Raw genomic sequence first — 23,950 nt, forward strand, 5'->3', positions numbered from 1 at the left:
TCGGGCCGGAACCGGCCACCCGCGCGCGGGAATGCGGACCCCGTGCACGGGAACGCCCCGGAGCGGTCGCTCCGGGGCGGTTCCACGACGGTCCCGCGCCCCTCAGGACGCGGAGGAGCCGTTCGGCGAGGCCCCGCCGGGGCCGCGGGGCGCCGCGCCGTTGGGCGAGGTGCCGGTGCCGCCCTGCTGCGCGGCGGTGCGGCGGGCCTCGGTCTGCTGGGCGGCGCGGGCCTGGGCGGCCTTGGCCATCTGCTCCTGGATCTGCTTGGGCACGGTGATCTGGAGCAGTTCACCGGGCGGGCTGGGCTGGTCGCCGCGCACGACGATGATGTCGGAGAAGAGCTTCTCCACCTCGGCCATCATCTCCGGCTTGGCGGCGCCCTCACCCCGGATCACGCCGCGCAGCACCCAGCGCGGGCCGTCCACGCCGATGAACCGCACCCGCTGGGCGAGCTGCTTGCCGTCCTCGGTGGTACGGCCGGGCACCGGGACGAGCGCCTTGAGTTCGGGCCCGAAGGTGCCCTCGTGCTCCTCGGCCTTGCCGCCCTGCTTGACGACCTGCTCGCGCAGTTCCTCGCGCATCTCGTCCCACATGCCCGACGACTTGGGAGCGGCGAAGGGCTGCACCTGGAGGGCGCTCTTGCCGCGCACCAGGGTCACACCGATGATCTTCTGCTTGCCCTGGCCGTCCTGGGCGACGTTGACCTGGACCTCGGTGCCCTGTTCCATCGGCACGCGCATACCGCCCAGGTCCATGCGCTTCATCTCGGGCGCGTCCTCGCCGGCGTCCCACGGCCCGGTCGCCCGGTGGCGGTCGGCCTCCTTGACGGGTTCCGCGCCCCGTTCCCCCGGCTCGACCTCGTTGCCGAAGGAGACGGCGCCCGCCGCCCCCTCGCGGGGAGCCCGCGTCTCGGTTCTGTCGGTCTCTTCGTTCCGCTTCTTGCGGCGGCGTCCAAACACGCCCTCACCTCTTTGCTCTCCATTGGCCCCGGGATCGCACCGGGTGCGGGAATGTCGTCACCGCAATGCGGTGTGGCCCCCGGTCGAACCGAAACCGCCCGCTCCGCGCACCGACTCGGGCAGGGCGTCCGCCTCGACGAACACGGCCCGTTCCACACGCTGGATCACCAGTTGCGCGATCCGGTCGCCCCGGGTGAGCGCCACGGGATCCGTGGAATCGGTGTTGAGCAGGGTCACCTTGATCTCGCCCCGGTATCCGGAGTCCACCGTGCCCGGGGCGTTGACGATCGTCAGGCCGCAGCGCGCGGCGAGCCCCGAACGGGGATGCACGAAAGCCGCGTACCCGTCGGGCAGGGCGATGGCCAGCCCGGTGGGGACGGTGGACCGCTCCCCCGGGGCGAGAACGACGTCGACGGCGGTGTACAGGTCGGCGCCCGCGTCACCGGGGTGCGCGTACTCGGGCAGGGGAAGGCCGGGGTCCAGGCGGTGGACCGTGATCGGGATCCGGCCGCTCCCCAGGGATGCACTACTCACATTCGCCGAGCCTATCGCCCCCGGGACGTTGCGCGGATACACGTGCGGCCGGGGCGGACCGTTCCGCCCCGGCCGCACGGTGCCGATGGTGCTACTCCGCGGGTTCCTCCGCGGTCTCGGGCAGGGTGACCTCGACCGTCAGCTCGGCGTCGTCGGTGGGCTGGAAGTCGATCCCGGCGGCGCGACCGGCGGCGGCGATGTCGGCGGCCGCGGCACGGGCGGCCTCCACGCGCTTACCGGTGACCCGGACGTTCTCGACCTCGGCCCGCATGGACAGCTTGGCCTCGGACTTGGCCTTGCGGACGGCCCGCAGGACCTCGGCGGTCGCGGCCAGGACGGCGGGGTCGCCGTCGGCGGCGGCCGTCCGGTACTCGGCGGCGACCGGCCACGGCCGGGCGTGGACGGAGCCCTCCTGCCACCAGCTCCAGACCTCTTCGGCGACGAACGGGACGAACGGCGCGAAGAGCTTGTGCAGGGCGCCCAGGGCGATGAGCAGCGCGGCGCGCGCGGAGGCGCCCTCGGCCGACTCGGTGTCGTAGGCGCGGGTCTTGACGAGCTCCAGGTAGTCGTCGCAGAAGTCCCAGAAGAACCGCTCGGTGCGCTCCAGGGCCCGGGTGTGGTCGTAGTCGGTGAACGCCTTGGTGGCGTCCTCGACGACCTCGGCCAGGGCGGCGAGCATCGCGCGGTCCAGGGGCTCGGTGACGTGCGCCGGGTCGGCGGCGGCGTGCTCACCCGCGACGGACATGACGAACTTGCTGGCGTTGAGGATCTTGATGGCCAGCCGGCGGCCGACCTTCATCTGGCCCTCGTCCATGGCGGTGTCGGTCCCGAGGCGACCGCTGGCCGCCCAGTAGCGGACCGCGTCGGAGCTGTACTTCTCCAGCAGCGCCAGCGGGGTGACGACGTTGCCCTTGGACTTGGACATCTTCTTGCGGTCCGGGTCCAGGATCCAGCCGGAGATGCCGGTGGTGTGCCAGGGCAGCGTGTCGTTCTCGGAGTCGGCGCGCACGACCGTGGAGAACAGCCAGGTGCGGATGATGTCCTGGCCCTGGGGACGGAAGTCCATCGGGAAGACGCGGGCGAACAGGTCCGGGTCGCGTTCCCAACCGGAGGCGATCTGCGGGGACAGCGACGAGGTCGCCCAGGTGTCCATCACGTCGGGGTCGCCCATGAAGCCGTTGGCCGCCCCGCGCCGGTCCTCGGTGTACCCGTCGGGCGCCTCGGAGCTGGGGTCGACGGGCAACCGGTCCTCGGTGGGCAGGATCGGCTCGTCGTAGCGCGGGTTGCCGTCGGCGTCGAGCGGATACCAGACCGGGAACGGAACGCCGAAGAAGCGCTGGCGGCTGATGAGCCAGTCGCCGTTGAGGCCCTCGACCCAGTTCTCGTAGCGGGCGCGCATGTGCTCGGGGTGCCAGGTGAGCTCGCGGCCCCGCTCGATGAGCCTGCGGCGCAGTTCCTCGTCACGGCCGCCGTTGCGGATGTACCACTGGCGGGTGGTGACGATTTCGAGGGGCTTGTCGCCCTTCTCGTAGAACTTGACCGGGTGGGTGATGGGCTTGGGGTCGCCGACCAGGTCGCCGCTCTCGCGCAGCATCTCGACGATGCGCTCGCGGGCGGTGTGGACGGTGGCCCCGACCAGTCGGTCGTAGGCCTCGCGGGCGACGCCGGACTCCAGGCCGGTCGGCGGGTCGGCGAGGACGCGCCCGTCCCAGCCGATGATGGGGCGGGTCTCCAACTGGAGCTCGCGCCACCAGGTGACGTCGGTGGTGTCGCCGAAGGTGCAGATCATGGCGATGCCGGACCCCTTCTCGGGGTCGGCGAGCCGGTGCGCCTCGACAGGGACCTCGACGCCGAAGACCGGCGTGGTGACGGTGGTCCCGAACAGGTCCTGGTACCGCTCGTCGTCGGGGTGGGCGACCAGCGCGACACAGGCCGCCAGCAGCTCGGGGCGGGTGGTCTCGATGTGGACCGGGGTGCCGTCGGGCCTGTGGAAGGCGACCTTGTGGTAGGCGCTGGGGCGCTCGCGGTCCTCCAACTCGGCCTGGGCGACCGCGGTGCGGAACGTGACGTCCCACAGGGTGGGCGCCTCGGCCATGTAGGCCTCGCCGCGGGAGAGGTTGCGCAGGAAGGCGCGCTGGGCGGCCGCCCGGGAGTCGTCGTCGATGGTGGCGTAGGTGTGCCGCCAGTCGACGCTCAGCCCCAGACGGCGCCAGATCGACTCGAAGACCTTCTCGTCCTCGGCCGTCAGCCGGTCGCACAGCTCGATGAAGTTGCGCCGGGAGACGGGGACCTGGCGCTTGGGGTCGGGCTTGGCCGGAGGCGCGAAGTCCGGGTCGTAGGCGACCGAGGGGTCGCAGCGGACACCGTAGTAGTTCTGGACCCGGCGCTCGGTGGGCAGGCCGTTGTCGTCCCAGCCCATCGGGTAGAAGACCGCCTTGCCGTTCATGCGCTGGAAACGCGCGACGGTGTCGGTGTGCGTGTACGAGAACACGTGGCCGATGTGCAGCGAACCCGAGACCGTGGGCGGCGGGGTGTCGATGGAGTAGACGTCCTCGCGCTCGGCCGTACGGTCGAAGTGGTAGACGCCGGACTCATCCCATACGTCGACCCACTTCGCCTCGATACCGTCCAGCGAAGGCTTGTCGGGCATGCGGAAGGAATGAGAGCGGTTGGTCATGGGGCAATGGTAGTGCGCTCCGGAGCGTGATCGCTCCGGGTTTTCCCACACCGCACGCCCCGTTCCCTCCGGCCGGCCGTACCTCGCGGGGGCGTTCCGTGTCGGGGGGTCCCGCACGTGAAAGGATCGTCTCGGTAGACCATGGTGGGACGGGCGGTCCGCCGCCCGTGCCCGTGCACACGACAAGAACGGTGAACGATTCACATGGCTAAGAAGGACGGCGGTGACGTCACTCCGGTCCTGTTGGGCTTCGTGGCCGGATTCGCGGCCGAGTTCGTCATGCGCAAGGCGCTGACCTTCGCCTGGACCCGAGCGACCGGCGAGGAGCCGCCCACGGACCTGGAGTCCCCCGACGTGAGTCTGGGCAGTGCCCTGGGCTGGGCGGTCGTCGCCGGTGTCGGGGTCGAGGTGGCCCGGGTGCTGGCGGTGCGCACCGCCCGCAAGGGTCTGCGCCGTACCGCTCCCGAGGTCCTGGAGTCCTGACCGACCCCGGGGATCGCCCCGCCCGGGTGCCGTCCCCCTCGAAGGAAGACGACGGTGGGCGGCCCACCGCACCGTGAATCCCGTGCGCTGGGCCGTCCACCGTCGTTCGTGTTCCCCGTGCTCCCGTGCCCCGTCAACGGGTCCCGGGATCGTGTCGGGCGCACCTGGACGGGACGGAGTGGGAACCGTCCCGCCCGGTCAGGTGCATTCCTTGCAGACCAGCTGTCCCGCCCGCTGCTCGGCGAGCTGGCTGCGGTGGTGGACCAGGAAACAGCGCGAGCAGGTGAACTCGTCGGACTGACGCGGCAGAACGCGCACGGCGAGCTCTTCACCCGACAGGTCGGCACCGGGCAGCTCCATGCCCTCCGCGACCTCGTCGGGGTCGATGTCGATCGTGCCGGTGCCCTTGTCCACGCGCCGGGCCTGGAGCTCCTGAAGGCTGTCCTCGTTGATGTCCTCGTCAGTCTTGCGCGGGCTGTCGTAGTCGGTGGCCATCTCTGCTAACTCCATCCCCCTCGTTCAATGCCTCGTCGCGCGGGTAGTAACGCTTGAGAGACCTCGGTTGTGCCCGGTTCGGCCGATGAGTTCTCCCGATGTCGGTGAACCGTGCCCCCTCCCGGGCCACCGCTCACAGGTCGGCAGCACTTTCCTCGGGACCGTGTCCGAAGGCGGCCATGGAATGTCGCCGCATTCGGGTCCGGTTTCCTTGGAGTACTACCCAACGTCGGGTGCCCCGTAGACCTGGAAAAGCCGTTTCCGCCCACCCCGGACAAAGCGCTGATCACTCCCCCACCGCGGGCGAAAACCGAAGACATGCCCACGTCAGGAGGGATTCCCTCCGTGTCCACGCCCGAGGCAGCATACCCACCCGAGCTCGGCGCACGTGACCCGGATGGGCGTGTCTTCGGACACGTATAGATACCACGAAGTGTGGCGTGACGCAGCTTGGGCCCTATGCCTCGCCCCAGGGGATATGTTCGGGCACCCGGAAAGGTCCGGATTCAGCGCCGTTCCGGCGTCTCATCCGTTGGGACGGGGAGACAGACGGTGATGACCAGACCACCGCCGGAACGCGGCCAGGCGGTGACCACGCCCTCGTGGGCGCGCACCACCGAACGGACGATGGACAGGCCCAGTCCGGCGCTGCGGCCCGAGCCCACCCGATCGCCCGACCCGCGACGGAACGGCTCGAAGAGCCCCTCGATCTCGTAGGCGGGGATGATCTTGCCGGAGTTCTCCACCTGCACGGCGGGCCGGCCCTCGTACATGCCGCTGCGGACGGTGATCCCACCGTCGGGGACGTTGTACTTGAGGGCGTTCTCCACCAGGTTGGCGACCAGCCGCTCCAACAGGACCGGGTCGCCCACCACCGGTGCCTGCCGCAGGTCCCTGCGCAGGGCCAGCCCGGATTCGGCGACCTCGGCGGAGAGTTGGCTGAGCACCGTCCCGGCCACTTCGCCCAGGTCGACACGGGCGCGCACCTCAAGCTCGCGGTCGCTCTTGGCGAGGAAGAGCAGGCCGTCGATGAGGCGTTCGTGGCGCGCGTTGGTCTCCAGCAGGGTGCGGCCCACGGACTTCAGGTCGGACGAGACGTCGGGGGCGGTGAGCGCCACCTCCAACAGGGTGCGGTTGATCGCCAGGGGCGTGCGCAGCTCGTGGGAGGCGTTGGCGACGAACCGGCGCTGGCCGTCGAAGGCGCGGTCCAGGCGTTCCAACATGCCGTCGAAGGTGTCCGCCAGTTCGCGGATCTCGTCGTCGGGCCCGGACAGGGCGATGCGTTCGTGCAGGGAACGCTCCGACAGGCGGCGGGCGATGCGGGTGATCTTCTGCAACGGCGACAGGGCCCGGCCGGCCACCGCGTACCCCAGGGCCACCGCGAGCAGCCCCACCAGGAACAGGGCCAGCAGCGAGAACCGGGTGACGTGGGTGAGGACCTCCTCGATGAGGTGGCCGTGCGCCACCAACTCCGCGGCGCTCTCCTCACTGAGCAGGGCGTTGAGCAGCACCGCCACGATGAGGTAGTTGACCAGGACCAGCACCGAGCCCGCGGCGAAGAACAGCATCCCGTAGATCAGGGTGAGCCGGGCTCGCAGGCTGAGGTTGTCGGCGAACCGGTGCACCCGCTCCGAGGTGGGCGACCGTTCTGCGCCCATCCGGGCCGGGTCGGCGATGCTGAGGCTGCGCCAGGTCCCGGTGTCACCGGGCCGGGTGGGTTCCACCTGGCCCGGCTCCGGCCGGCCCGGGGGTCTCACAACCGGTACCCCGCACCGGGCACGGTCTGGATGACCGGCGGCGCGCCGAGCTTCTTGCGCAGGGTCATGACGGTGACGCGCACGACGTTGGTGAAGGGGTCGGCGTTCTCGTCCCAGGCCTTCTCCAACAGCCCCTCGGCACTGACGACGGTGCCCTGGGCGCGCATGAGCACCTGGAGGACCGCGAACTCCTTGGGCGTCAGGGGGATCTCGCGCCCCTCCCGGTGGACCCGGTGGTTGGCCGGGTCCAGGGTGATGCCGTGCCTTTCCAGGACGGGGGGCAGCGGCGGGGTGGAACGCCGGGCCAGGGCCTGCACGCGGGCCACCAGCTCGGGGAAGGCGAAGGGTTTGGCGAGGTAGTCGTCGGCGCCCAGGCTCAGGCCCTCGACCTTGTCCTGGACGGCGTCGGAGGCGGTGAGCATCAGGATGCGCCCGTTGTAGCTGCTCCCCACCAGGGTGCGGGCGACGTCGTCGCCGTGGACCCCCGGGAGGTCGCGGTCCAGAACGACCACGTCGTAGTCGTTGACCGCGGTGTGCTCCAGAGCGGTGTCCCCGTCGTAGGCGACGTCCACGGCCATGGCCTCGCGACGCAGTCCCACCGCGATGGCGTCGGCCAGGACACGCTCGTCTTCGACCACGAGTACACGCAACTTCTCGTCCTCTTCGGTACCTGGGAGAAAAGGGGCCGCTGCCGGCGCATCCCCCAACACACCGGCAGCGGCGTTCTCGGTCCCGACCGCGTCAACCGTTCTCTCACGGCGGGGGTAAGGAGACGGTAAACCGCTCGCGCCTTCGGCGCGAACCGGATCTCGTCCTCACCCCGCGCCGGTGACGGGCGCTGGGCCGGGAGTCTCAACGACCCCTTTGTGAGCGGGGCGCCGCCGTCGGCGAATCCCCCAACCGCCGGCGGCGGCGTAACCCCGCACATCTCGAATCTGACACATCAAGAATAAGGAACGAGTAAGCAACGGGCTCTGCACGGAGATGTGTCATGGGACACGTGGTCCGGAAGTGCGAACGGCTCGGGTGGGCGCGCGCGGCCGTTCGTCCGGCCGACCCTCCGCCACAAGGGCTTTTCCGTCTTCCGGAAGGCCGCCGGCCCGCGGGTCGGATCACGGAAGGGTCACGTGCGGGGGGTGCCGGTTTGACCTGGATCACAGTGCGGTAGACGTAGGTAACACCCGCGCGGAACCCGACCGACAGGCCGGACCGCGACGGGCACGCATGTCACAGGGACGTGACCACACCGAATCCCGCGCACGCCGCGGCCTGCGCGCGGACCGACTGCGACCGGAGCACACACGTGTTCCGGTGACTACCCCTGGAAGAGGTGCAATGGGCGAGTTCTTCGCGGAGATCAAGGTCCGGATCAACGAGACCCGCGGTGCGCTCCAGTCGGCGCAGGCCGCCGGGGACGAGTTCCTCATCGACACCCACACGTCGGAGCTCGAAGACCTGTACCGCATCGCGGCCCGCAACGGTATCGACTGCGCCTGAGCGATCGTCCGGATCCCGAGGGGACCGGAACGACGACCGGACATCGAGGGGGGCGCGAGGGGGACGATCCCCTCGCGCCCCCCTTCCGCGCCCGTCAGTCCCGGTCGGCGCCCAGCGGCGCCAGCAGGGCGTCCAAGGCGTCGTACAGCTCCGGGCGGGCGGCGATGACCAGATCGTTGGCGGGAGGACCGCCGTGGAGCCCGCCCACCCGGACACCGGCCTCGGTGGCGACCAGGCCGGGGGCCGCCCAGTCCCACGGGTGCAGGCCGCGCTCGTAGAAGGCGTCGCAGCGGCCCGCGGCCACACCGGTCAGGTCCACCGCGGCCGAGCCGCCCCGTCGGATGTCGCGGACGAGCGGGGCGACCTCCAGCAGCACCCGGGCCTGCTGCCTGCGGCGCTCGGAGAAGTATCCGAACCCGGTCGCCACCAACGCCCGGTCCAGCGGTACCGCGGGCGGCGCCTGGAGGGGCTCGCCGTTGCGGCGGGAGCCTCCGCCCAGCACCGCCTCGTACATCTCGCCTCGCCGGGGGACGTTCACGGCGGCCGCGACGACCGTTCCGTCGATCTCGGCGGCGATCGAGACCCCCCAGTCGGGCTGTCCGTACAGGTAGTTGACGGTGCCGTCGATGGGGTCGACCACCCAGCGCACACCGCTGGTGCCGGACTCGTCGCCGCCCTCCTCCCCCAGGATCGCGTCGTCGGGGCGGGCCGCCAGCAGCCGGGAGCGGATGAGGTCCTCGGTGGCCCGGTCCATCTTCGTGACGATGTCGGTGGGGCTCGACTTGGTGTCGAGCACGGTGACGCCCGCCTGTCCCTCCGCGGCGAGTTCACCCGCCTCGACGGCCACCCGCACGGCCAGGTCGCGCAGACTCTCGGGATCGGATGTGGTGTGGATGCTGCTCACTGCTCCGCTCTCAGGTTCGGGTGTGGAATCCGACCGCACTCTACGCCGCCGAAGAGACGGCCGGATGAATCACGGCCCCACCCCCGCCGTCGAGGTCTGCACGGACCGGGTCGGCGGGTCGTCGGGACCCCGTCGACGCGGGTCTCCGGGGTGTGGTCCACGGTGGGAGGGGCGAGCGGGCACGGGGCGCCACGGCCGAGGTGCGGCCGTGGTCCTTCGCCGTCGCGCCGCCGACGGTGCGCCGGGCGCACGACGACGCGGTCCGCCCCGACTCCGCGGTGGACACGGCGCCGGCCTCCTGGGCGTACGACCGGCGCCCCGGGGCGTCCCCGCGCACGGCGGAGACGTCCCGGGGCCCACCGCACCCGGCTCAGAGCAGTTCGGGCTTGGCCCACTCCTTGCCGTGGACGTGGTGCTCCAGGAACGCGAAGACCGTCTCGTACCAGATCTGCGCGTTGCCCGGCGTGAGGATCCAGTGGTTCTCGTCCGGGAAGTAGAGGAACTTGGCGTCGACCCCGTGGAGCAGCAGGTCGCGCCACAGGCGCAGCCCCTCGTTGATGGGCACCCGGTAGTCCTTGTCGCCGTGGATCACCAGCATCGGCGTGACGATCTTGTCCGCGTGCAGGTGCGGCGAGTTGAGCAGGTACCGTTCCGGCTGCTCCAACGGGGTGCCGAACTCCCGCTCCCACACCGGCGGGTAGTCGGTGGCGCCGTTGAACGCGTCCAGCCCCCACAGGGAGGCGTGGGAGACGATGGCCTTGAACCGGTCGGTGTGCCCGGCGATCCAGTTGGCCATGTACCCGCCGAAGGAACCGCCCATCATGGCGGTGCGTTCGGCGTCGATGTCGTCACGGGCCTCGGCGGCGTCGGTGATCGCCATGATGTCGGCGAACACGCGCGGCCCCCACCGGCCCCAGGCCCGGCGCAGCATGTCCTGGCCGTACCCGGTGGACAGGGCGGGGTCGGGCAGCAGGACGGCGTAGCCCCGGGCGGCCAGGATCCACGGGTTCCACCTCCACGACCACCCGTTGAAGCTCATGTACGGACCGCCGTGCACCCACAGCACCAACGGAGCGGGCGCCTCGGCGGAGGCCTCCTCGGGCAGCACCAGCCAGGATCGGATGCGGGCGCCGTCGTCGGCGGTGGTCTCGATCTCGGTGAGGGTGCCGGGCATGGTCGGCGCGGAGCCCGGGGTGCGCAGGTGGACGGGGGCGCCGTCGGTGGCGTCGGCGTCCAGGCGCACCGGGGCGGGCGGGGCGTCCCAGGCGTCGCGCAGCGCGTACACGTACCGTCCGTCGGGGGACGGGTTGAGTTCGCTGTAGGCGCCGTGGTCACCGGTGATCCTGGTGACGGAGCCCTCGGCGAGGTCGGCGCGGAAGACGGGGCGGCGCCCGTTCTCGTCGGCGACGAAGAACAGCGACCGCGAGTCGGCGGACCAGGCGGTGCCGCGCTGCCACAGTTCCAGGCCCGGGTGGACGGGGGAGGTCTCGCCGGTCTCCCGGTTCAGGACCCACAGCTGGTACTCGCGGGGCTCGCCGTCGTAGTGCCCCTCGGATCCGCGCGTGTAGGCGACCAGACGGCCGTCCGGGGAGACCAGGGGCGATTCGAGGTCGGTGTCCTCCTCACTGAGCAGGACGGTGCGCTCGGCGGTGGCGACGTCGATGGCCACCAGGTCGCACCGGTGGGCGCCGCCACCGGTGGGCGTGTTCCAGGTGGTGATGAGGACCGTGCCGTCGGGGGTGAGGGAGACCTCGGCGTTGAGCAGGGCCTTCCCTGCGTCGGAGGTGAGGTCGCGGGCCTCGGCCGGGCCCGTCTCGTCGTCGGCGGGCGGCTCGATGACGAAGAGGCGGGGGTGGTCGGGGCCGATGTCGGAGTCCCAGTGGCGGATGGGCAGCGATTCGTGCAGGATCGCGCTGACCCCGGCCTCTTCGCGGGCCTTGCGGGCCTCGGCGTCCTCCTCCTCGTCACCGCTGCCGGGCAGGGTGTCGGAGGTGAACGCGACCAGCCCGGAGTCGCGGGCGACGGTGAAGGAGCCGACACCGCCCGGGCGGGCCGCCACCCGACGGGCCTCGCCGCCGGTCGCGGGCAACAGCCACAGGGCGGACTTCGGCTTGTCCTCGGGCTTGGTGTCGGGGTCGGGGCGACCGGTCGTGAACAGGACCGAGCCGTCGGGGAGGAAGTCGGCGCCGCTCTCGCCCTTGGCTCCACGGGTGAGGCGTCGGGGGGCGTCACCGCCCTCCGCCTCGGGAAGGACGTCGATCTCCCACAGGGCACTGCGGAAGGACTTGGCATCGTGTGCGATGCCGCTGACGGGCGCGACCAGACGGGTTCCGTCGGGGGAGAGGCGCAGCCCGTTGACGCGCCGAAGGCGAACGTATTCCGGCAGTTCGTACCAGGAACGGACCAAGGCAGTTACTCCTGAGAGGGGTGGATTCGTGATCTGCGTCGAACCCTATCCGCTCAGGGTGTCAGCGGTGTTTACCGAGGTGTCGGACAACGGCCCGGGGCGTCGCCGCCGGCCGGGGGCTGGGAGGTGTCCCACCGGCCGGTGCGCGGGGCGCCCGTCAGCCCCGGGAGGGGCACTGGGCGCACGCCGGCAGGCCGCCGCCCCGACACCCCGCCCCGTCGCCTTCGGTGTACTCGCGGACCAGGTCGGAGACCATGGCCACGAACGCCGGGTGGGTGCCGGGGCTGAGGGCGCGCTCGTACCCGATGCCGAGTTTCCGGGCGGTCTCGCGGGCCTCCACGTCCAGGTCGAACTTGACCTCCATGTGGTCGGAGACGAACCCGTGCGGGATGACGACGACGGCGGGCACGCCCTCCTCGGCCAGCTCCTCCATGCGGTCGTTGACGTCGGGCTCCAACCAGGGCTGACTCGGCGGGCCGCTGCGGCTCTGGTAGACGACCTCGAAGGGGTACTCGCGGTCGAGTCGGTCCACGACCAGGCGGGCCACCCGGGCGAGCTGGGCGCCGTAGGCGCCGTCGGGACCGAAGCCCAGCTCGGGGCCGCCGCTCTCCTGGGCCATCGCCGTGGGGATGGAGTGCGCGGAGAACAACAGGCGCACGCCCTCGCGCTGCTCGGCGGGGAGCGCGTCCAGGGCGTCGCGGGTGTGCTCCACCAGGGGTTCGATGAACCCGGGGTGGTCGTGGAAGGGGCGGATGAGATCGATCTCGGGCGCGTCCTCGCCCAGGGCCGCGCGGACGCGGTCGATGTCCTCCAGGTAGGCGGTGCGGCTCGACCAGTTGCAGTAGGCGGAGGTGGGCAGGGCGAGCACGCGCCGCACCCCGTCCTCCTTCATCCGGGCGAGGGTGTCGGTGAGCATCGGGGCCCAGAAGCGGTTGCCCCAGTGGATCGGCAGGTCGATGCCGTCCTCGTCGAACCTCGCGGTGATGGCGGCGAGCAGGTCCCGGCACTGCTGGTTGATCGGGCTCACCCCTCCGAAGAGGAAGTAGTGCTCACCGACCTCCGCGAGCCGCTCGCGCGGGATGTTGCGCCCGCGCGTGACGTTCTCCAGGAACGGGATGACCTCGTCCTCGCCCTCCGGGCCACCGAAGGAGATCAGCAGAAACGCGTCGTAAGGCCTCATGGACCTTATGAAACCAGCTCCGCGGGACCTCTCCACGGCACCCCCCGGTCAGCACCGCTGTGGTGTCGGCCTCGCCCGGACCAGGACCTTTCACCGCACTTCTCCTCTGTTCAGAAAAGTGACCGGCGAGTAATGTCGCCTGTCATGACAGATGTGTTGTGGCACACATGGGCGGACACCCATCAGGCCCGTCCCAAGCGCACCGCCTCCCCCAACGACACGCCCGAGGTCGTCGCGGCCGTGACCTCGGCCGCCGCGGACGATCTGCGGGTCCGCATGGTCGGGTCGGGACACTCCTTCACCGACGTGGCCGTCACCGACGGACTGCTGCTCTCCCCCACCTCCCTGACGAAGGTGCGCTCGGTCGACCCGGAGGCGGGCACCGCCACCGTCGAGGCGGGTCTGCCGCTGTGCGACTTCAACGAGGTACTGGCCGGGCACGGGGTGGCCCTGGCCAACATGGGCGACATCGCGGTGCAGACCATGGCCGGGGCGGTGCAGACCGGCACGCACGGCACCGGTCGGGACGCGGGCGGCCTGGCGAGCCAGGTGGTCGGCCTGGAGATGGTGCTGGCGGACGGTTCGGTGGTGGCCTGCTCGGCCGAGAGGGAAACGGAGCTGTTCCACTCCGCCCGGGTGGGCCTGGGCGCGTTCGGTGTGGTCACGGCGCTGACGATGGCGGTACGCCCGTCGTTCCTGCTGCACGCCCGTGAGGAACCGATGCCGCTGGACGAGGTGCTGGAGCGGCTGCCGGAGCTGCGGTCCGACAACGCCCACTTCGAGTTCTTCTGGTTCCCCCACACCGGCAACACCAACACCAAGCGCAACAACATCAGCGCCGGTCCGGCGCGACCGCTGTCGCGCTTCAAGGCGTGGCTGGACGACGATTTCCTGTCCAACACCCTGTTCGACGGCGTCAACCGGGTGTGCCGCCGCTTCCCCGGCACGGTCCCGACCGTGAACCAGATCAGTTCGCGCGCGTTGTCGGCGCGCACCTACACCGATGTGTCGTACAAGGTGTTCGCGTCGGTGCGGGACGTGCGGTTCGTGGAGATGGAGTACGCGATCCCCGCCGAGCACCTGGTGGACGTGCTGCGCGAGGCCCGCCGGATCGTGGACCGGGGCGACCACAGGGTGAGCTTCCCGGTGGAGGTGCGGTTCGCCCCGGCCGACGACGTGTGGCTGTCGACGGCCTACGGGCGCGACACCGCCTATGTCGCGGTGCACATGTACAAGGGGACGCCGTACGAGGCGTATTTCGCCGATCTGGAGGCGGTGTTCACGTCGGTGGGCGGGCGACCGCACTGGGGCAAGATGCACACGCGGGACCGTTCCTACCTGGAGACGGTGTACCCGCGTCTGGGCGAGGCCCTGGCGGTGCGCGACCGGGTGGACCCGGACCGCCGGTTCGGGAACGACTACCTGGACCGGGTGTTCGGCTGATCGACCACCGCCCGCGACCGGCCGCGACGGAACGTCTCCGGCTCCCGGGGAACGCGCGAGGCGGGTCCCACCACCGGTGGGGCCCGCCTCGCGCGCGGACAGACCCCCACGGTCGCCGCGCGGTGACGTCGGTGTCGGGCGCGGGGCCCGCTCGCGCGGGAGGCCGGATCAGCCGACGGAGGCCGCGGGCGGGGGAACGGCGTTCTCCGTTCCTCCGGAGCCCTGGTCCCCGGTGCCGGACTCGGGCTGCGGTTCGCCGGTGCCCCGGCCCTCCTCCTCTTCCGCCGGTGGCGGGGTGGTGGTGCCGCCCTCCGGCGTCTGCGCGCCCGGGTCGGTCTGCTCGCCGTCCTCGGTCGGCGGCGCGGTGCCGTCGGTGTCGGGCGCGGGTTCGGTGGCCCCGTCCGTGGGCCCCTCGGGCGTCCACCCGGTGACGTCCTCCTCCGGGTCTCCGTCGGTCCCCTCCTCGGTCCCGGTGTCCGTTCCGTCCTCCTGGGTCGAGGACACCGAGGCGTCACCGCCGAACAGGGTGGGCGAGGTGGACTCGTCCTGCCCTTGCGTCCACGCGGTCAAGGAACGCCCGGTGAACAGCTCGAACACCAGAATGGCCAGCATGACCAGGGCGAACACGACAGCGGCGAACACCAGGCGCCGTCCGCGACGGACCGGCGGGGCGTCTCCGGACCCCGGCCCGTCCGGGTCCTCGTGGACGACGGTCGCGCCACCCCTGGCGTCGTCCTCCCCGAACGCTTCGAAGCGCCCGGTGGGGTCCTCCAGGCCCTGGACCGGCAGGGCCATGGTGCGGGTGGCGTCGAGGTCTTCGGGCAGGCCGGGGATCGGTCCGGTCGGCGGCACACCGGGGATCGGACCGGTGCCCGGCGGGTCCAGCGGGTGGGCGCCGGGACGGGGAGAACCGGTTCCCGTGGGGTCGGTGTACCTGACGGTCTTCTCCGCGAACTGACGGGCCTGGGTGCCGCTGCGGGAGAACCACTCTTGGAGGAAGGGGCTCGCCAGGGTGCTCAAGGTGGCCATGACCGCGGCCCCGATGACCGTCCCGTAGACGTTGAGGTAGGAGGCGGCCGTGGCGGCGGCGAGGGTGGCCGCGCCCGCCCCCGCGACCTGGGACAGGCTCAGATCGACGCGCTTGCTCTCGGGTTTCTCATCCTCCTCCGCCTCCTGATCGTCGTGGTACTCGGTCCGCCCCATGCGGCCGCCCCCTTTCGTGTTCCGTTCCGTCCGGAGGGCGCGCGACACGGCGCGCCGCGCTCCGGAACGGGCGTGTGTCGGGCCATGTGGCCCCATACGCCCCAAAGTTCACATTCGACTCATGTACGGATAACTCAGGCTAAGGGCGACAGGGTTCCGATAACGCCATCAATAAAGATTGATCACTCTCCGATGGCCACCGGCGTGTCGAGTTGCGTCCGAGAGAATCCCCATACCCCTGGAAGCGACCGAGATCGGAGTTTTTCCCAGACCTGGGGCGATTCGGGAGGCGCGGGATACCATCACGGCGGAGCCTTCGCACGGGAACGACGACATTTCCCCGTGATCGCTCCCGGTCGTGGAAGGGCCGACGTGCCAAGATTGGCAAAGGAAGCGACCGTGAGGACCCCGGGAGGGCCCGGGGCGCTCCCGACCGTGGACCGGTGCGCCACGGGCCGGGAGGCGGGCACACATGTTCGGGCGCGCCGGGCACGGTAGTGGCCGAACCGTTGTCGGCCGACCAGACTTGGAGAACGCGGGGATCGGTCACACGACCTGCCCTCGACGGGACGCGAAAGGGAGGGCGATGCACGAGCTTCGCCTCGTGGCCGTGAGTGAGGACGGCACCTACCTGGTGCTGGCCAGCACCGGCCGTGGAACCCGTTTCATGCTCCCCGTCGACGACCGCCTCCGCGCCGCTGTACGCGGCCAGTTCTCCCGGCTCGGCCAGTACGAGATCGAAGTGGAGAATCCGTTGCGCCCCAAGGAAATCCAGGCCCGGATCCGGTCCGGCGAGACCGCGGAGGCCATCTCCGAGATCTCCGGCATCCCCCTCGAACGGGTCCGCTGGTTCGAGGGCCCGGTCCTCCAGGAACGGGAGTACATCGCACAGCAGGCCCAGCGCGCCGGCGTGCGCATCGCCGGCGAGACCGCCCCGGGGGGCACCCTGGAGGAGCTGGTCACCCGCAGGATCGGGGCCCACCAGCTGGAGACCGGAGACGCGGTCTGGGACTCCTGGAAGCGGGAGGACCGCTCCTGGCAGCTCAAGCTCGTCTTCCTGGACGACGGCGAGGAACGCGTCGCCCACTGGCTGTACGAGCCCAGACACAACACCGTCGCCCCCGCCGACGAGGAGGCCGCCCGGTTCTCCTCCTCGGGGCCTCCGAAGACGCCCTCCACCACCGCGAACGTGACCCCTTTCGCCCCTCGGCGCACCGACTTCGAACCCTCGCGCGCCGCGATGCGTCCGGCGCCCGAGCGCGTGGGCGGTGCCCTGCGGCGGCACGGGTCCCCGCCGGACGACCCCCTGCGGCCGTCGTCGGCACGGGGGGAGTCCGACCGGGCCGCCCAGCGCCCCGAACGGCGTGAGGAGCACGACCGGTGGCGGGCCGAGGAACCGCGCGAGCGCCCCGAGTACCGGGAACGCCGGGAGTACGAGGCACCGCGGGCGCGCCCGGAACCGGCCGCCCACGAGGGGTACCGCGAGGAGGAACGGCGCGAGGAGGAGAGGCGCACGGAGGAGCGGTTCTTCGAGGAGCGCGGCCACCGGGCCGAGTACCGGCCGGAGCGGGACGAGTCCCGGGAACGACGCCACGAGGAGCCCGAAGACCGGGCCGGGCACCCCGCGCCGGTCGAGGAACCCGTGCGCCCGGCGGCCCCCGTGTTCGAGGAGCCGGCCGCGGACGGGCGCCACGACGGACCCGTGCCCGACCCGATCGAGCGCCCGGAGGAACCGCACGCCGAACGGCCGCGACACCCCGAACAGGCTCCCCCGGAGCGACCCGAGCGGCGCACCGTCGAGCGGTCCGATCCGCGGGAGCGCCCCTCCTGGCCGGCCGCCGGCGGGGCGGAGCAGGCTCCGCCCGCGGCACCGTTGGCCCAACCCGCGCCCCGGCGCCGTCGTGCCACCATCGACCTCAACGACACCGGGACCCCGCGACGGGCCGCCGACCAGCCCCCGGCGGCACCTCCGGCGCCGATCCCGGCCGCGGCGTCCGGCGGGGACCGCCCCGCGCCCAAGCGCAAGGGGCGCGGACGCCGCGCCTCGGTACCGTCCTGGGACGAGATCATGTTCGGGGCCAAGAAGGACGAGTGACCACGGGAACACCGGGCCCGACACCGCTTCCCACGAGGGCGGCCGCCACCGGCGGCCGCCCTCGGCCGTGTCCGAGGCCTCGCCGCTCTCCTCCACCCGGACGTCGCCGTCGCGCGGACCGGCCCCGAGCCCGTCGAAGCCGGGGCCCGGACCGGCCCCGCACGGGCCCGTGGAGGGCGCGGCGACCCGGGCGACACCGCCGCGCCGGTGGAACGCGCCCATCGGCGGGGGTGCCCGGACCCGCCACCGGAGGCGGCGCATACGATCGCACTCCACCGTTCCCCCGAGGAGAGCACTCATGACCGTGGACGGACCCACCGTGCGCGTCGGCGCCGGCGCGCTGCGCGGTACCGCCGAAGGGGGGATCGTCCGGCACCTGGGCGTCCCCTACGCGGCCCCGCCCGTCGGCGAACACCGGTTCGCCCCGCCGGCGTCGCGCGATCCGTGGGAGGGCGTGCGCGACGCCACCGCGCACGGCCCCGGCGCCCCGCAGGCGCCCTATGAGGGCCCCATCGGGGAGATCCTGCCGTCGGTGGACCACGTCGGTGACGACTTCCTGCACGTCAACGTATGGGCTCCCGAACACGCCGAACCCGGTTCGCTGCCGGTGCTGTTGTGGTTCCACGGCGGCGCCCTGGTCCGGGGCGCCAACGCCCTGAGCGCCTACGACGGGACCGCGTTCGCCCGTGACGGTGTCGTGTTCGTGTCGGCCAACTACCGACTGGGCTCGGAAGGGTTCTCCGTACTGGAGGGCGCGCCGCTCAACCTGGGACTGGCCGACCAGTTGGCGGCGCTGCGGTGGGTGCGACGGGAGATCGGCGCGTTCGGCGGCGACCCGGAACGGATCACGGTGGCCGGGCAGTCGGCGGGGGCCTCCACCACCGCCGCGCTGGTGGCCCACCCCGAGGGCGGACGACTGATGCGACGGGCGATCCTCCAGAGCGGACCGCTCTCGGCGGTCGCCCCCGACAAGGCCGGGAGGGTGAGCCGGCTCATCGCCGAGGACCTGGGCATCCCCGCCACCCGGGACGCCTTCGCCGACACCTCCCCGAAGGAACTCGTGGCCGCCCAGCATCGGGCGATGGCCACGGGGAACCCGCTGGTGGGCGGACCGTCGTTCGCGCTGGCGGTGGACGGCGACCTGGTGCCGCGCTCCCCCTACGACGCGCTGCGCACGGGCGCCGCCGACCACCTGGACCTGATGATGGGCACCACCGTGGAGGAGCACCGGCTCTGGTTGGCCCCCACCGGGGCCGACAGCGACCTGGGATGGCCGCTGCTCGCCCTGGGCTCACTGCGGTTCGGGGTGGGGCCCGCGACCCTGCGCCGTTTGCGGGGCCGACGCCCCGACATGGGCACGGGCATGCTCGCCGGGGCCATGATCGGAGAGGTGGTCCTGGAACGCCCGATCCGTCGGGTGGCGCGGGCGCGCGCCGCCCGGGGCGTGGACTCGCACGTGTACGGGTTCGCCTGGCGCAGCCGGGTGGCGGGACTGGGCGCGGCCCACTGCATGGAGCTGCCGTTCGTGTTCGACCGGCTGGGGACCCCGGGTGCCCTGGCCATGACCGGCCCGGACGCCCCCGCCGAACTGGCGGCGCGGACGCACCGGGCCTGGGTGGGGTTCGTCCGCGACGGCGACCCGGGGTGGCCCGCGTGGGCCGACCGGGCCGGGCCGCACGTCCTGGACGCCGCCTGACGGGACCCGCCGGGTCGGCGAGACCCGGCGCGGCCGTCGGCGGGTGGGCGCTTCGCCACCGGGAGCACGCGATCTCCGCCGTGACCCGGCCGGCCGGGTCAGGGGCGCGGGTCGACCAGGAAGGGACGGACCATGTCCGGGGTGACGTCGGCGGCGAAGGCGACCGACGCGCCCAGGGAGGCGTCCTGCGCGGTGTACCCGCCCGCGCCGGCGCCCACGGTGACCTGGAGGTCGGCCAGACCGGACCTGCGCTGGAACAACGTCTGGCTCCAGGTCCAGCCGATCACCGCCGACCGCTCCACCGTGGCCTGGGACCGGGAGATCGACCCCGAGCGCACGCTCACGCGTTCCCCGTCGTACCCGTGCCCCAGGGACCGGTAGCGGTCCACGCCCAGAGGCACCCCGGCGACCGTGAGGGTCAGTGTGAGGACGACCGTCCAGGCGGGGCCGAACGCGACCGCCACTGCGACGGCCAGGGCCGGCGGGCCCACCGAGCGCAGCAGGCGGCGGACCAGCGCGGCGCGCGGGTGGCGACGCAGCGTTCCGGTGTACCGGCCCAGGGCACGGTCGACGACCGCCTCGACCTCGCCGCGCGGGCCGATGGGCAGTAGCACCGATCGACCCGCCGCGTCCCCGAGACCGGTGACGATGGCGCGCAGGCGCACGGCGCCGCGCAGACGTTCGAGCGGGTTGTCGGCCAGTTCGTAGCCTCGGATGCGCCGTTTCTCCAGGGTGACGCTGCGCCGGGTGAACAGACCGCGTTCGGCCACCAGGGAACCATCGCGTTCGCGGAGCGTGAAACCCCAGTGGGTGATGGCGTAGGAGACCACCGCGAACACCGGCATCAGCAGCACGATGATCACGACGCCGGCCACGGCGAACATGACCAGTCCGCTGCGGTCGGAGTCCCGCACCCAGTCGATGAACGCGTCGGTGGCCCACTCCCCCGCCGTCTGCTGGACCGCGCCGAACAGGGTGGCCAGCACCGCGAACGGGGTGAGCAGGTAGCCCAGGCTCAGTGCCCCGTAGAGGTACCAGGAGCGGGGCACCGCGAAGTGGACGATCCCCTCGTCCGTCCCCCCGCCCTCCCCGGAGGGCGCGGAGGCGTCGTCCGGGGTGTCCGCGGACGCCCGCCCGGTCAGCACCTCCCGCCGGTGCAGCAGGACCCGGCGCAGCCGTTCGGCCTCGGCGATGTCCACGGCGTCGAGCTTGCCGTCCTCGGTGGCACCGGCCGACCCGGCCGCGGCCTCGATGCGCACCACCGCCACGCCGAGGATCCGGTGCAGGAGGGTGCTGGTCACATCGACGCCCCGGACCCGTTCCAGGGGGATGGTGCGCCGGGAGCGGCGCACCAGGCCCTTGCGGATCTCCAGACGGTCCTCGCCCACCTCGTAACGTGTGGTCCGCCAGGTGACGAAGCCGTTGACGAGCAGGGCGACGATGCCGGCGCCGGTGGCGCCGAGCACCCACGGGTTGAACCCGCCGACGACCAGACCGAAGAGGATCGGCAGCAAGAGGCTGCGGAGCTGGTTGACGGGGCCGACCACCATGCTGCGCGGGCTGAGCCGCCGCTCGCGCTCGGAGACGAGCGCGGTGGGGGCCGGGTGTTCCCCGCCCCACCAGTCCCGAGCGCCCTCCGCGGTCTCCTCACAGGCGTCCGACACATCCCGTGCGCCCGTTGCGCCCGCCGCATCCGGCGTGTCCGACGCGAGCCGAGCGCCCGGCGCGTCCAGCGCATCCGACGTGCCCGTCGCGTTCGACGCATCCCGTGCGCCCGACAACTCCGCCGCGTCCGGCGCACTCGGCACGTCCGGTGAGCCCGAGTCGGTCGGCGCATCCGACGCGTCCGGCGCGTGCGACGTACCCGGCGTGCCCGAGGTGGTCGGCGCGTCCGGCGCGTCCCGTGCGCCCGGTTCAGGGGACATATCGGGCGCGGGGTCCTCGGTCACCCCACCACCGGCCCCGGGACGCACCGCGTCCTCGGGAGTCGCGGAGGAGGAGGGGACATCGGGGTCGTGGAAGGCGTGCGGGGAAGGGGTGGAACCCGGGGCCACCCAGCCGTGCTCCTCGTGATCGCCCATCAGGTCGCGTCGTCCCGCAGCGCGCCCGCGCGCACGGCGAGCTCCTCGCTCAATCCGCGCGCCTCCTCGGCGTCCAGGCCCTCGATGGTCGACGACCCGGCGTAGGAGGCGGTCTGCACCTCCAGCGTCGCCACCCCGAAGAGTCGCTCCAGCCACCCCTGGGTGTGGTCGACCGTCTGCAACCGGTTCACCGGGACCAGCTGCCAGGTGCGGCTCACCCACCCCGCCCGCGTGTAGATGACGTCCTCCGCGATCTCCCACCTGTGCACCCGGTAGCGCCAGGACGGCACGATCGCCGCCCTGGCCAGCGCGTACGTTCCGTAGACGAGGGGGACGAACGGGGCGTACTCGCGCACCCACGGCGATGGCCAGCCCCATCCGAGGGAGGTCACCGCCCACGCGGCCGCGCTCAACATGAGCGTGACGAACACACCGCCCATCAGCAGGCGCACCGTCCACACGCCGACCGCGCGTCCGCTCACCCGACGCTCGGGTGGGCGGAGACGGGCCGTGGTCATCGGTTCCGACGTCGGGGGGATCTCGGGATCGGGCGGGGTGGAGTTCACGCACACGAGTCTAGGGCCGCGCGATGCCCGGTGGCCGGGCGATCCGGGGACACCGGGTGTCAGCCGGACGTGGGCGGCCCCCTCCCCATGTCAGCGTTCTGTCAGGGCCGAGGAGGAGACTGGTCATCGAACGTACGAACGGAGGAGCGCGATGACACACGCCATCCGCGCGGAGGGCCTGGTCAAAGAGTTCAAGGGCAAGAGGGCCCTGGACCGGGTGGACCTGACCGCCAGAACGGGGACCGTGCTGGGCGTCCTGGGCCCGAACGGATCCGGCAAGACCACCACGGTGCGCATCCTGGCCACCCTGCTGCGGCCGGACGCCGGACACGCGGAGGTCGGCGGGTTCGACGTGATGCGTCGACCCCACGAGGTGCGCCGCCTGATCGGTCTGACCGGCCAGTACGCCGCGGTCGACGATGAACTGACCGGGATCCAGAACCTGGTGCTGATCGCCCGTCTGCTCGGCTTCGACCGCTCCGGCGCCCGTGCCCGCGCCGACGAACTGTTGGAACGGTTCTCGCTGTCCGACGCCGGCGGCCGTCCCGCCAAGACCTACTCGGGCGGCATGCGCCGACGCCTGGACCTGGCCGCGAGCCTGGTCGGACGGCCCGCCCTGTTGTACCTGGACGAGCCGACGACCGGGCTGGACCCGCGCAGCCGCAACGGACTGTGGGACGTGGTCCGCGACCTGGTGGACGACGGGGTGACCGTCCTGCTCACCACCCAGTACCTGGAGGAGGCCGACCGGCTGGCCGACGACCTGATGGTGCTCGACCACGGTCGGGTCATCAGCCGGGGCACCCCCGAGGAGTTGAAGAACCGGACCGGCGACCAGGTACTGGAGCTGCGCACCGTCGACCCCGGGCGGCTGCCGCTGGCCACCAGGATCATCGAGGCGGTCACCAGCAGCCCGGTCACCCGGGACGACCTGGTGGCGAGCGTCGCGGTCAGTGACCCGCGCGTGCTGCCCGAGGTCGTGCGCCGACTGGACGAGCAGGGCGTGGCCGTCGCCGAACTGTCCCTGCGCAAGCCGAGCCTGGACGAGGTGTTCCTCGCCCTGACCGGGCACTCCGCCGAGGAAGAGACCGAAGGGACACCGGTATGAGCACCGTGACGACACGGGAGCCGTCGACGGATGACGGGGCCCTGCCCCTCGTGCCCGAGCGCATCACCCCCCTGACCACCGTGGGCAACGGCCTCCAGCTGGCCTGGCGCAGCGTCCTCAAGATCAGGGCCAACCCGGAGGAGGTCTTCGGGCTCATCCTCCAGCCCGTCATGTTCGTGACCCTGTTCGTGTTCGTGTTCGGACAGGCGCTGATGGGCGACTGGCAGGCCTACCGGGACTTCCTCATGCCCGGCATCGTGGCGCAGTCGGTGATCTTCGCGACACTGGGCACCGGGTTCGCGTTGAGCCAGGACGTGGAGAAGGGCATCTTCGACCGGTTCCGTTCCCTGCCCATCGCCCGGTCGGCCCCGCTGATCGGAGCGATCCTGGGCGACCTGGTGCGCTACACGATCACCGTGGTGATGGTGATCGCCGTGGGTCTGATCATCGGGTTCCGACCCGAGGGCGGTGTGGTCGGTGTGGTCGCCGCCGGCGCGCTGGTGCTGCTGTTCGCGTTCGCCCTGTGCTGGATGTCGGCGTTCGTCGGCATGATCGTGCGCACCCCGATGGCGGTGCAGGCGTTCGGGATGATCCTGATGTTCCCGCTGACCTTCGCCAGCTCGGCGTTCGTCGATCCCGACAGCATGCCGTCCTGGCTGCGGGTCATCGCGTCGAACAACCCGGTCACGCACATCGTGGACGCCATGCGCGGGCTGATGCTCGGCGGCGATGTCGCCGGCCCGGTGACGTGGACGCTGGTGTGGGCGGCGATCATCACCGCCGTGTTCTTCCCACCCGCGGTGTGGGCCTACCGACGCCGCACCTGAACCGGTCCGCTCCGGTCGGCCGGGGACGTGTCGTCCC

19 protein-coding genes are annotated in these 23,950 nt (G+C 72.0%); 7 read left to right on the plus strand and 12 right to left on the minus strand.

Annotated features, from left to right (window positions below):
* Positions 1-102: 102 nt before the first annotated feature.
* The 3 genes from PWG71_RS21010 to valS all read right to left on the minus strand — a co-directional run bounded on the left by PWG71_RS21010 (position 103) and on the right by valS (position 4,171).
* Positions 103-960, minus strand: a complete 858-nt coding sequence (locus PWG71_RS21010; RefSeq protein WP_274811634.1) for a DUF3710 domain-containing protein — start codon at positions 958-960, stop codon at positions 103-105.
* 57 nt (positions 961-1,017) lie between these two features.
* Positions 1,018-1,494 carry a dUTP diphosphatase gene (gene dut / locus PWG71_RS21015; RefSeq protein ID WP_274811635.1) on the minus strand — a complete coding sequence of 159 codons (477 nt, stop codon included), beginning with the start codon at positions 1,492-1,494 and terminating at the stop codon, positions 1,018-1,020.
* 91 nt (positions 1,495-1,585) lie between these two features.
* Positions 1,586-4,171 (minus strand): valine--tRNA ligase, encoded by a 2,586-nt coding sequence (valS, locus tag PWG71_RS21020; protein WP_274811636.1) that lies wholly within the window; start codon positions 4,169-4,171, stop codon positions 1,586-1,588.
* Between the two features lie 204 nt (positions 4,172-4,375).
* On the opposite strand from valS, the gene PWG71_RS21025 reads away from it, so the two are divergent.
* Positions 4,376-4,654 carry a DUF4235 domain-containing protein gene (locus tag PWG71_RS21025; protein ID WP_274811637.1) on the plus strand — a complete coding sequence of 93 codons (279 nt, stop codon included), beginning with the start codon at positions 4,376-4,378 and terminating at the stop codon, positions 4,652-4,654.
* Positions 4,655-4,852: 198 nt separating this feature from the next.
* Here the strand turns inward: PWG71_RS21025 and PWG71_RS21030 are convergent, their stop codons facing one another.
* From PWG71_RS21030 to PWG71_RS21040, 3 genes are all read right to left on the minus strand, one after another.
* On the minus strand, positions 4,853-5,149 hold the full coding sequence (locus tag PWG71_RS21030; RefSeq protein WP_274811661.1) for a DUF4193 domain-containing protein: 297 nt from the start codon (positions 5,147-5,149) through the stop codon (positions 4,853-4,855).
* A 506-nt stretch (positions 5,150-5,655) separates the two neighbouring features.
* The gene (locus tag PWG71_RS21035; protein WP_274811638.1) at positions 5,656-6,906 is read right to left on the minus strand and encodes a sensor histidine kinase; all 1,251 of its coding nucleotides are present in this window, start codon (positions 6,904-6,906) and stop codon (positions 5,656-5,658) included.
* On the minus strand, positions 6,903-7,556 hold the full coding sequence (locus tag PWG71_RS21040) for a response regulator transcription factor (protein WP_274811639.1): 654 nt from the start codon (positions 7,554-7,556) through the stop codon (positions 6,903-6,905). The genes PWG71_RS21035 and PWG71_RS21040 overlap by 4 nt, the downstream gene beginning before the upstream one ends.
* A 685-nt stretch (positions 7,557-8,241) precedes the next feature.
* Here PWG71_RS21040 and PWG71_RS21045 point away from each other — a divergent pair.
* Positions 8,242-8,403, plus strand: coding sequence for a hypothetical protein (locus PWG71_RS21045; RefSeq protein ID WP_274811640.1), 162 nt, complete (start codon positions 8,242-8,244; stop codon positions 8,401-8,403).
* Between the two features lie 94 nt (positions 8,404-8,497).
* Here the strand turns inward: PWG71_RS21045 and PWG71_RS21050 are convergent, their stop codons facing one another.
* From PWG71_RS21050 to PWG71_RS21060, 3 genes are all read right to left on the minus strand, one after another.
* The gene (locus PWG71_RS21050; protein WP_274811641.1) at positions 8,498-9,307 is read right to left on the minus strand and encodes an inositol monophosphatase family protein; all 810 of its coding nucleotides are present in this window, start codon (positions 9,305-9,307) and stop codon (positions 8,498-8,500) included.
* Between the two features lie 370 nt (positions 9,308-9,677).
* The gene (locus PWG71_RS21055) at positions 9,678-11,714 is read right to left on the minus strand and encodes a S9 family peptidase (protein ID WP_274811642.1); all 2,037 of its coding nucleotides are present in this window, start codon (positions 11,712-11,714) and stop codon (positions 9,678-9,680) included.
* A gap of 157 nt (positions 11,715-11,871) precedes the next feature.
* Entirely contained in the window at positions 11,872-12,894 is a 1,023-nt protein-coding gene (locus tag PWG71_RS21060; protein ID WP_274811643.1) for a ferrochelatase, read from the minus strand.
* Positions 12,895-13,038: 144 nt separating this feature from the next.
* Here PWG71_RS21060 and PWG71_RS21065 point away from each other — a divergent pair, with 144 nt between their 5' ends.
* Entirely contained in the window at positions 13,039-14,337 is a 1,299-nt protein-coding gene (locus PWG71_RS21065) for a D-arabinono-1,4-lactone oxidase (RefSeq protein ID WP_274811644.1), read from the plus strand.
* Positions 14,338-14,505: 168 nt separating this feature from the next.
* Here the strand turns inward: PWG71_RS21065 and PWG71_RS21070 are convergent, their stop codons facing one another.
* A complete protein-coding gene (locus PWG71_RS21070) occupies positions 14,506-15,540 on the minus strand; it encodes a hypothetical protein (protein WP_274811645.1) in 1,035 nt (344 codons plus the stop codon).
* Between the two features lie 586 nt (positions 15,541-16,126).
* Here PWG71_RS21070 and sepH point away from each other — a divergent pair.
* Positions 16,127-17,635, plus strand: coding sequence for a septation protein SepH (sepH, locus tag PWG71_RS21075; RefSeq protein WP_274811646.1), 1,509 nt, complete (start codon positions 16,127-16,129; stop codon positions 17,633-17,635).
* Positions 17,636-17,933: 298 nt separating this feature from the next.
* Positions 17,934-19,331, plus strand: coding sequence for a carboxylesterase/lipase family protein (locus PWG71_RS21080; RefSeq protein ID WP_274811647.1), 1,398 nt, complete (start codon positions 17,934-17,936; stop codon positions 19,329-19,331).
* Between the two features lie 98 nt (positions 19,332-19,429).
* Here the strand turns inward: PWG71_RS21080 and PWG71_RS21085 are convergent, their stop codons facing one another.
* Positions 19,430-20,881, minus strand: a complete 1,452-nt coding sequence (locus PWG71_RS21085; RefSeq protein ID WP_446725071.1) for a PH domain-containing protein — start codon at positions 20,879-20,881, stop codon at positions 19,430-19,432.
* A gap of 530 nt (positions 20,882-21,411) precedes the next feature.
* Positions 21,412-21,930, minus strand: coding sequence for a PH domain-containing protein (locus tag PWG71_RS21090; RefSeq protein ID WP_274811663.1), 519 nt, complete (start codon positions 21,928-21,930; stop codon positions 21,412-21,414).
* A gap of 199 nt (positions 21,931-22,129) precedes the next feature.
* On the opposite strand from PWG71_RS21090, the gene PWG71_RS21095 reads away from it, so the two are divergent.
* Positions 22,130-23,086: an ATP-binding cassette domain-containing protein gene (locus PWG71_RS21095; RefSeq protein ID WP_274811648.1), complete on the plus strand. Its 957-nt coding sequence runs from the start codon at positions 22,130-22,132 to the stop codon at positions 23,084-23,086.
* Positions 23,083-23,913: an ABC transporter permease gene (locus PWG71_RS21100; RefSeq protein WP_274811649.1), complete on the plus strand. Its 831-nt coding sequence runs from the start codon at positions 23,083-23,085 to the stop codon at positions 23,911-23,913. Before PWG71_RS21095 ends, PWG71_RS21100 begins: the two co-directional genes overlap by 4 nt.
* The last annotated feature ends 37 nt before the right edge of the window (positions 23,914-23,950 follow it).

Source organism: Nocardiopsis sp. N85 (assembly GCF_028882275.1).
Classification (GTDB): Bacteria; Actinomycetota; Actinomycetes; order Streptosporangiales; family Streptosporangiaceae; genus Nocardiopsis; species Nocardiopsis lambiniae.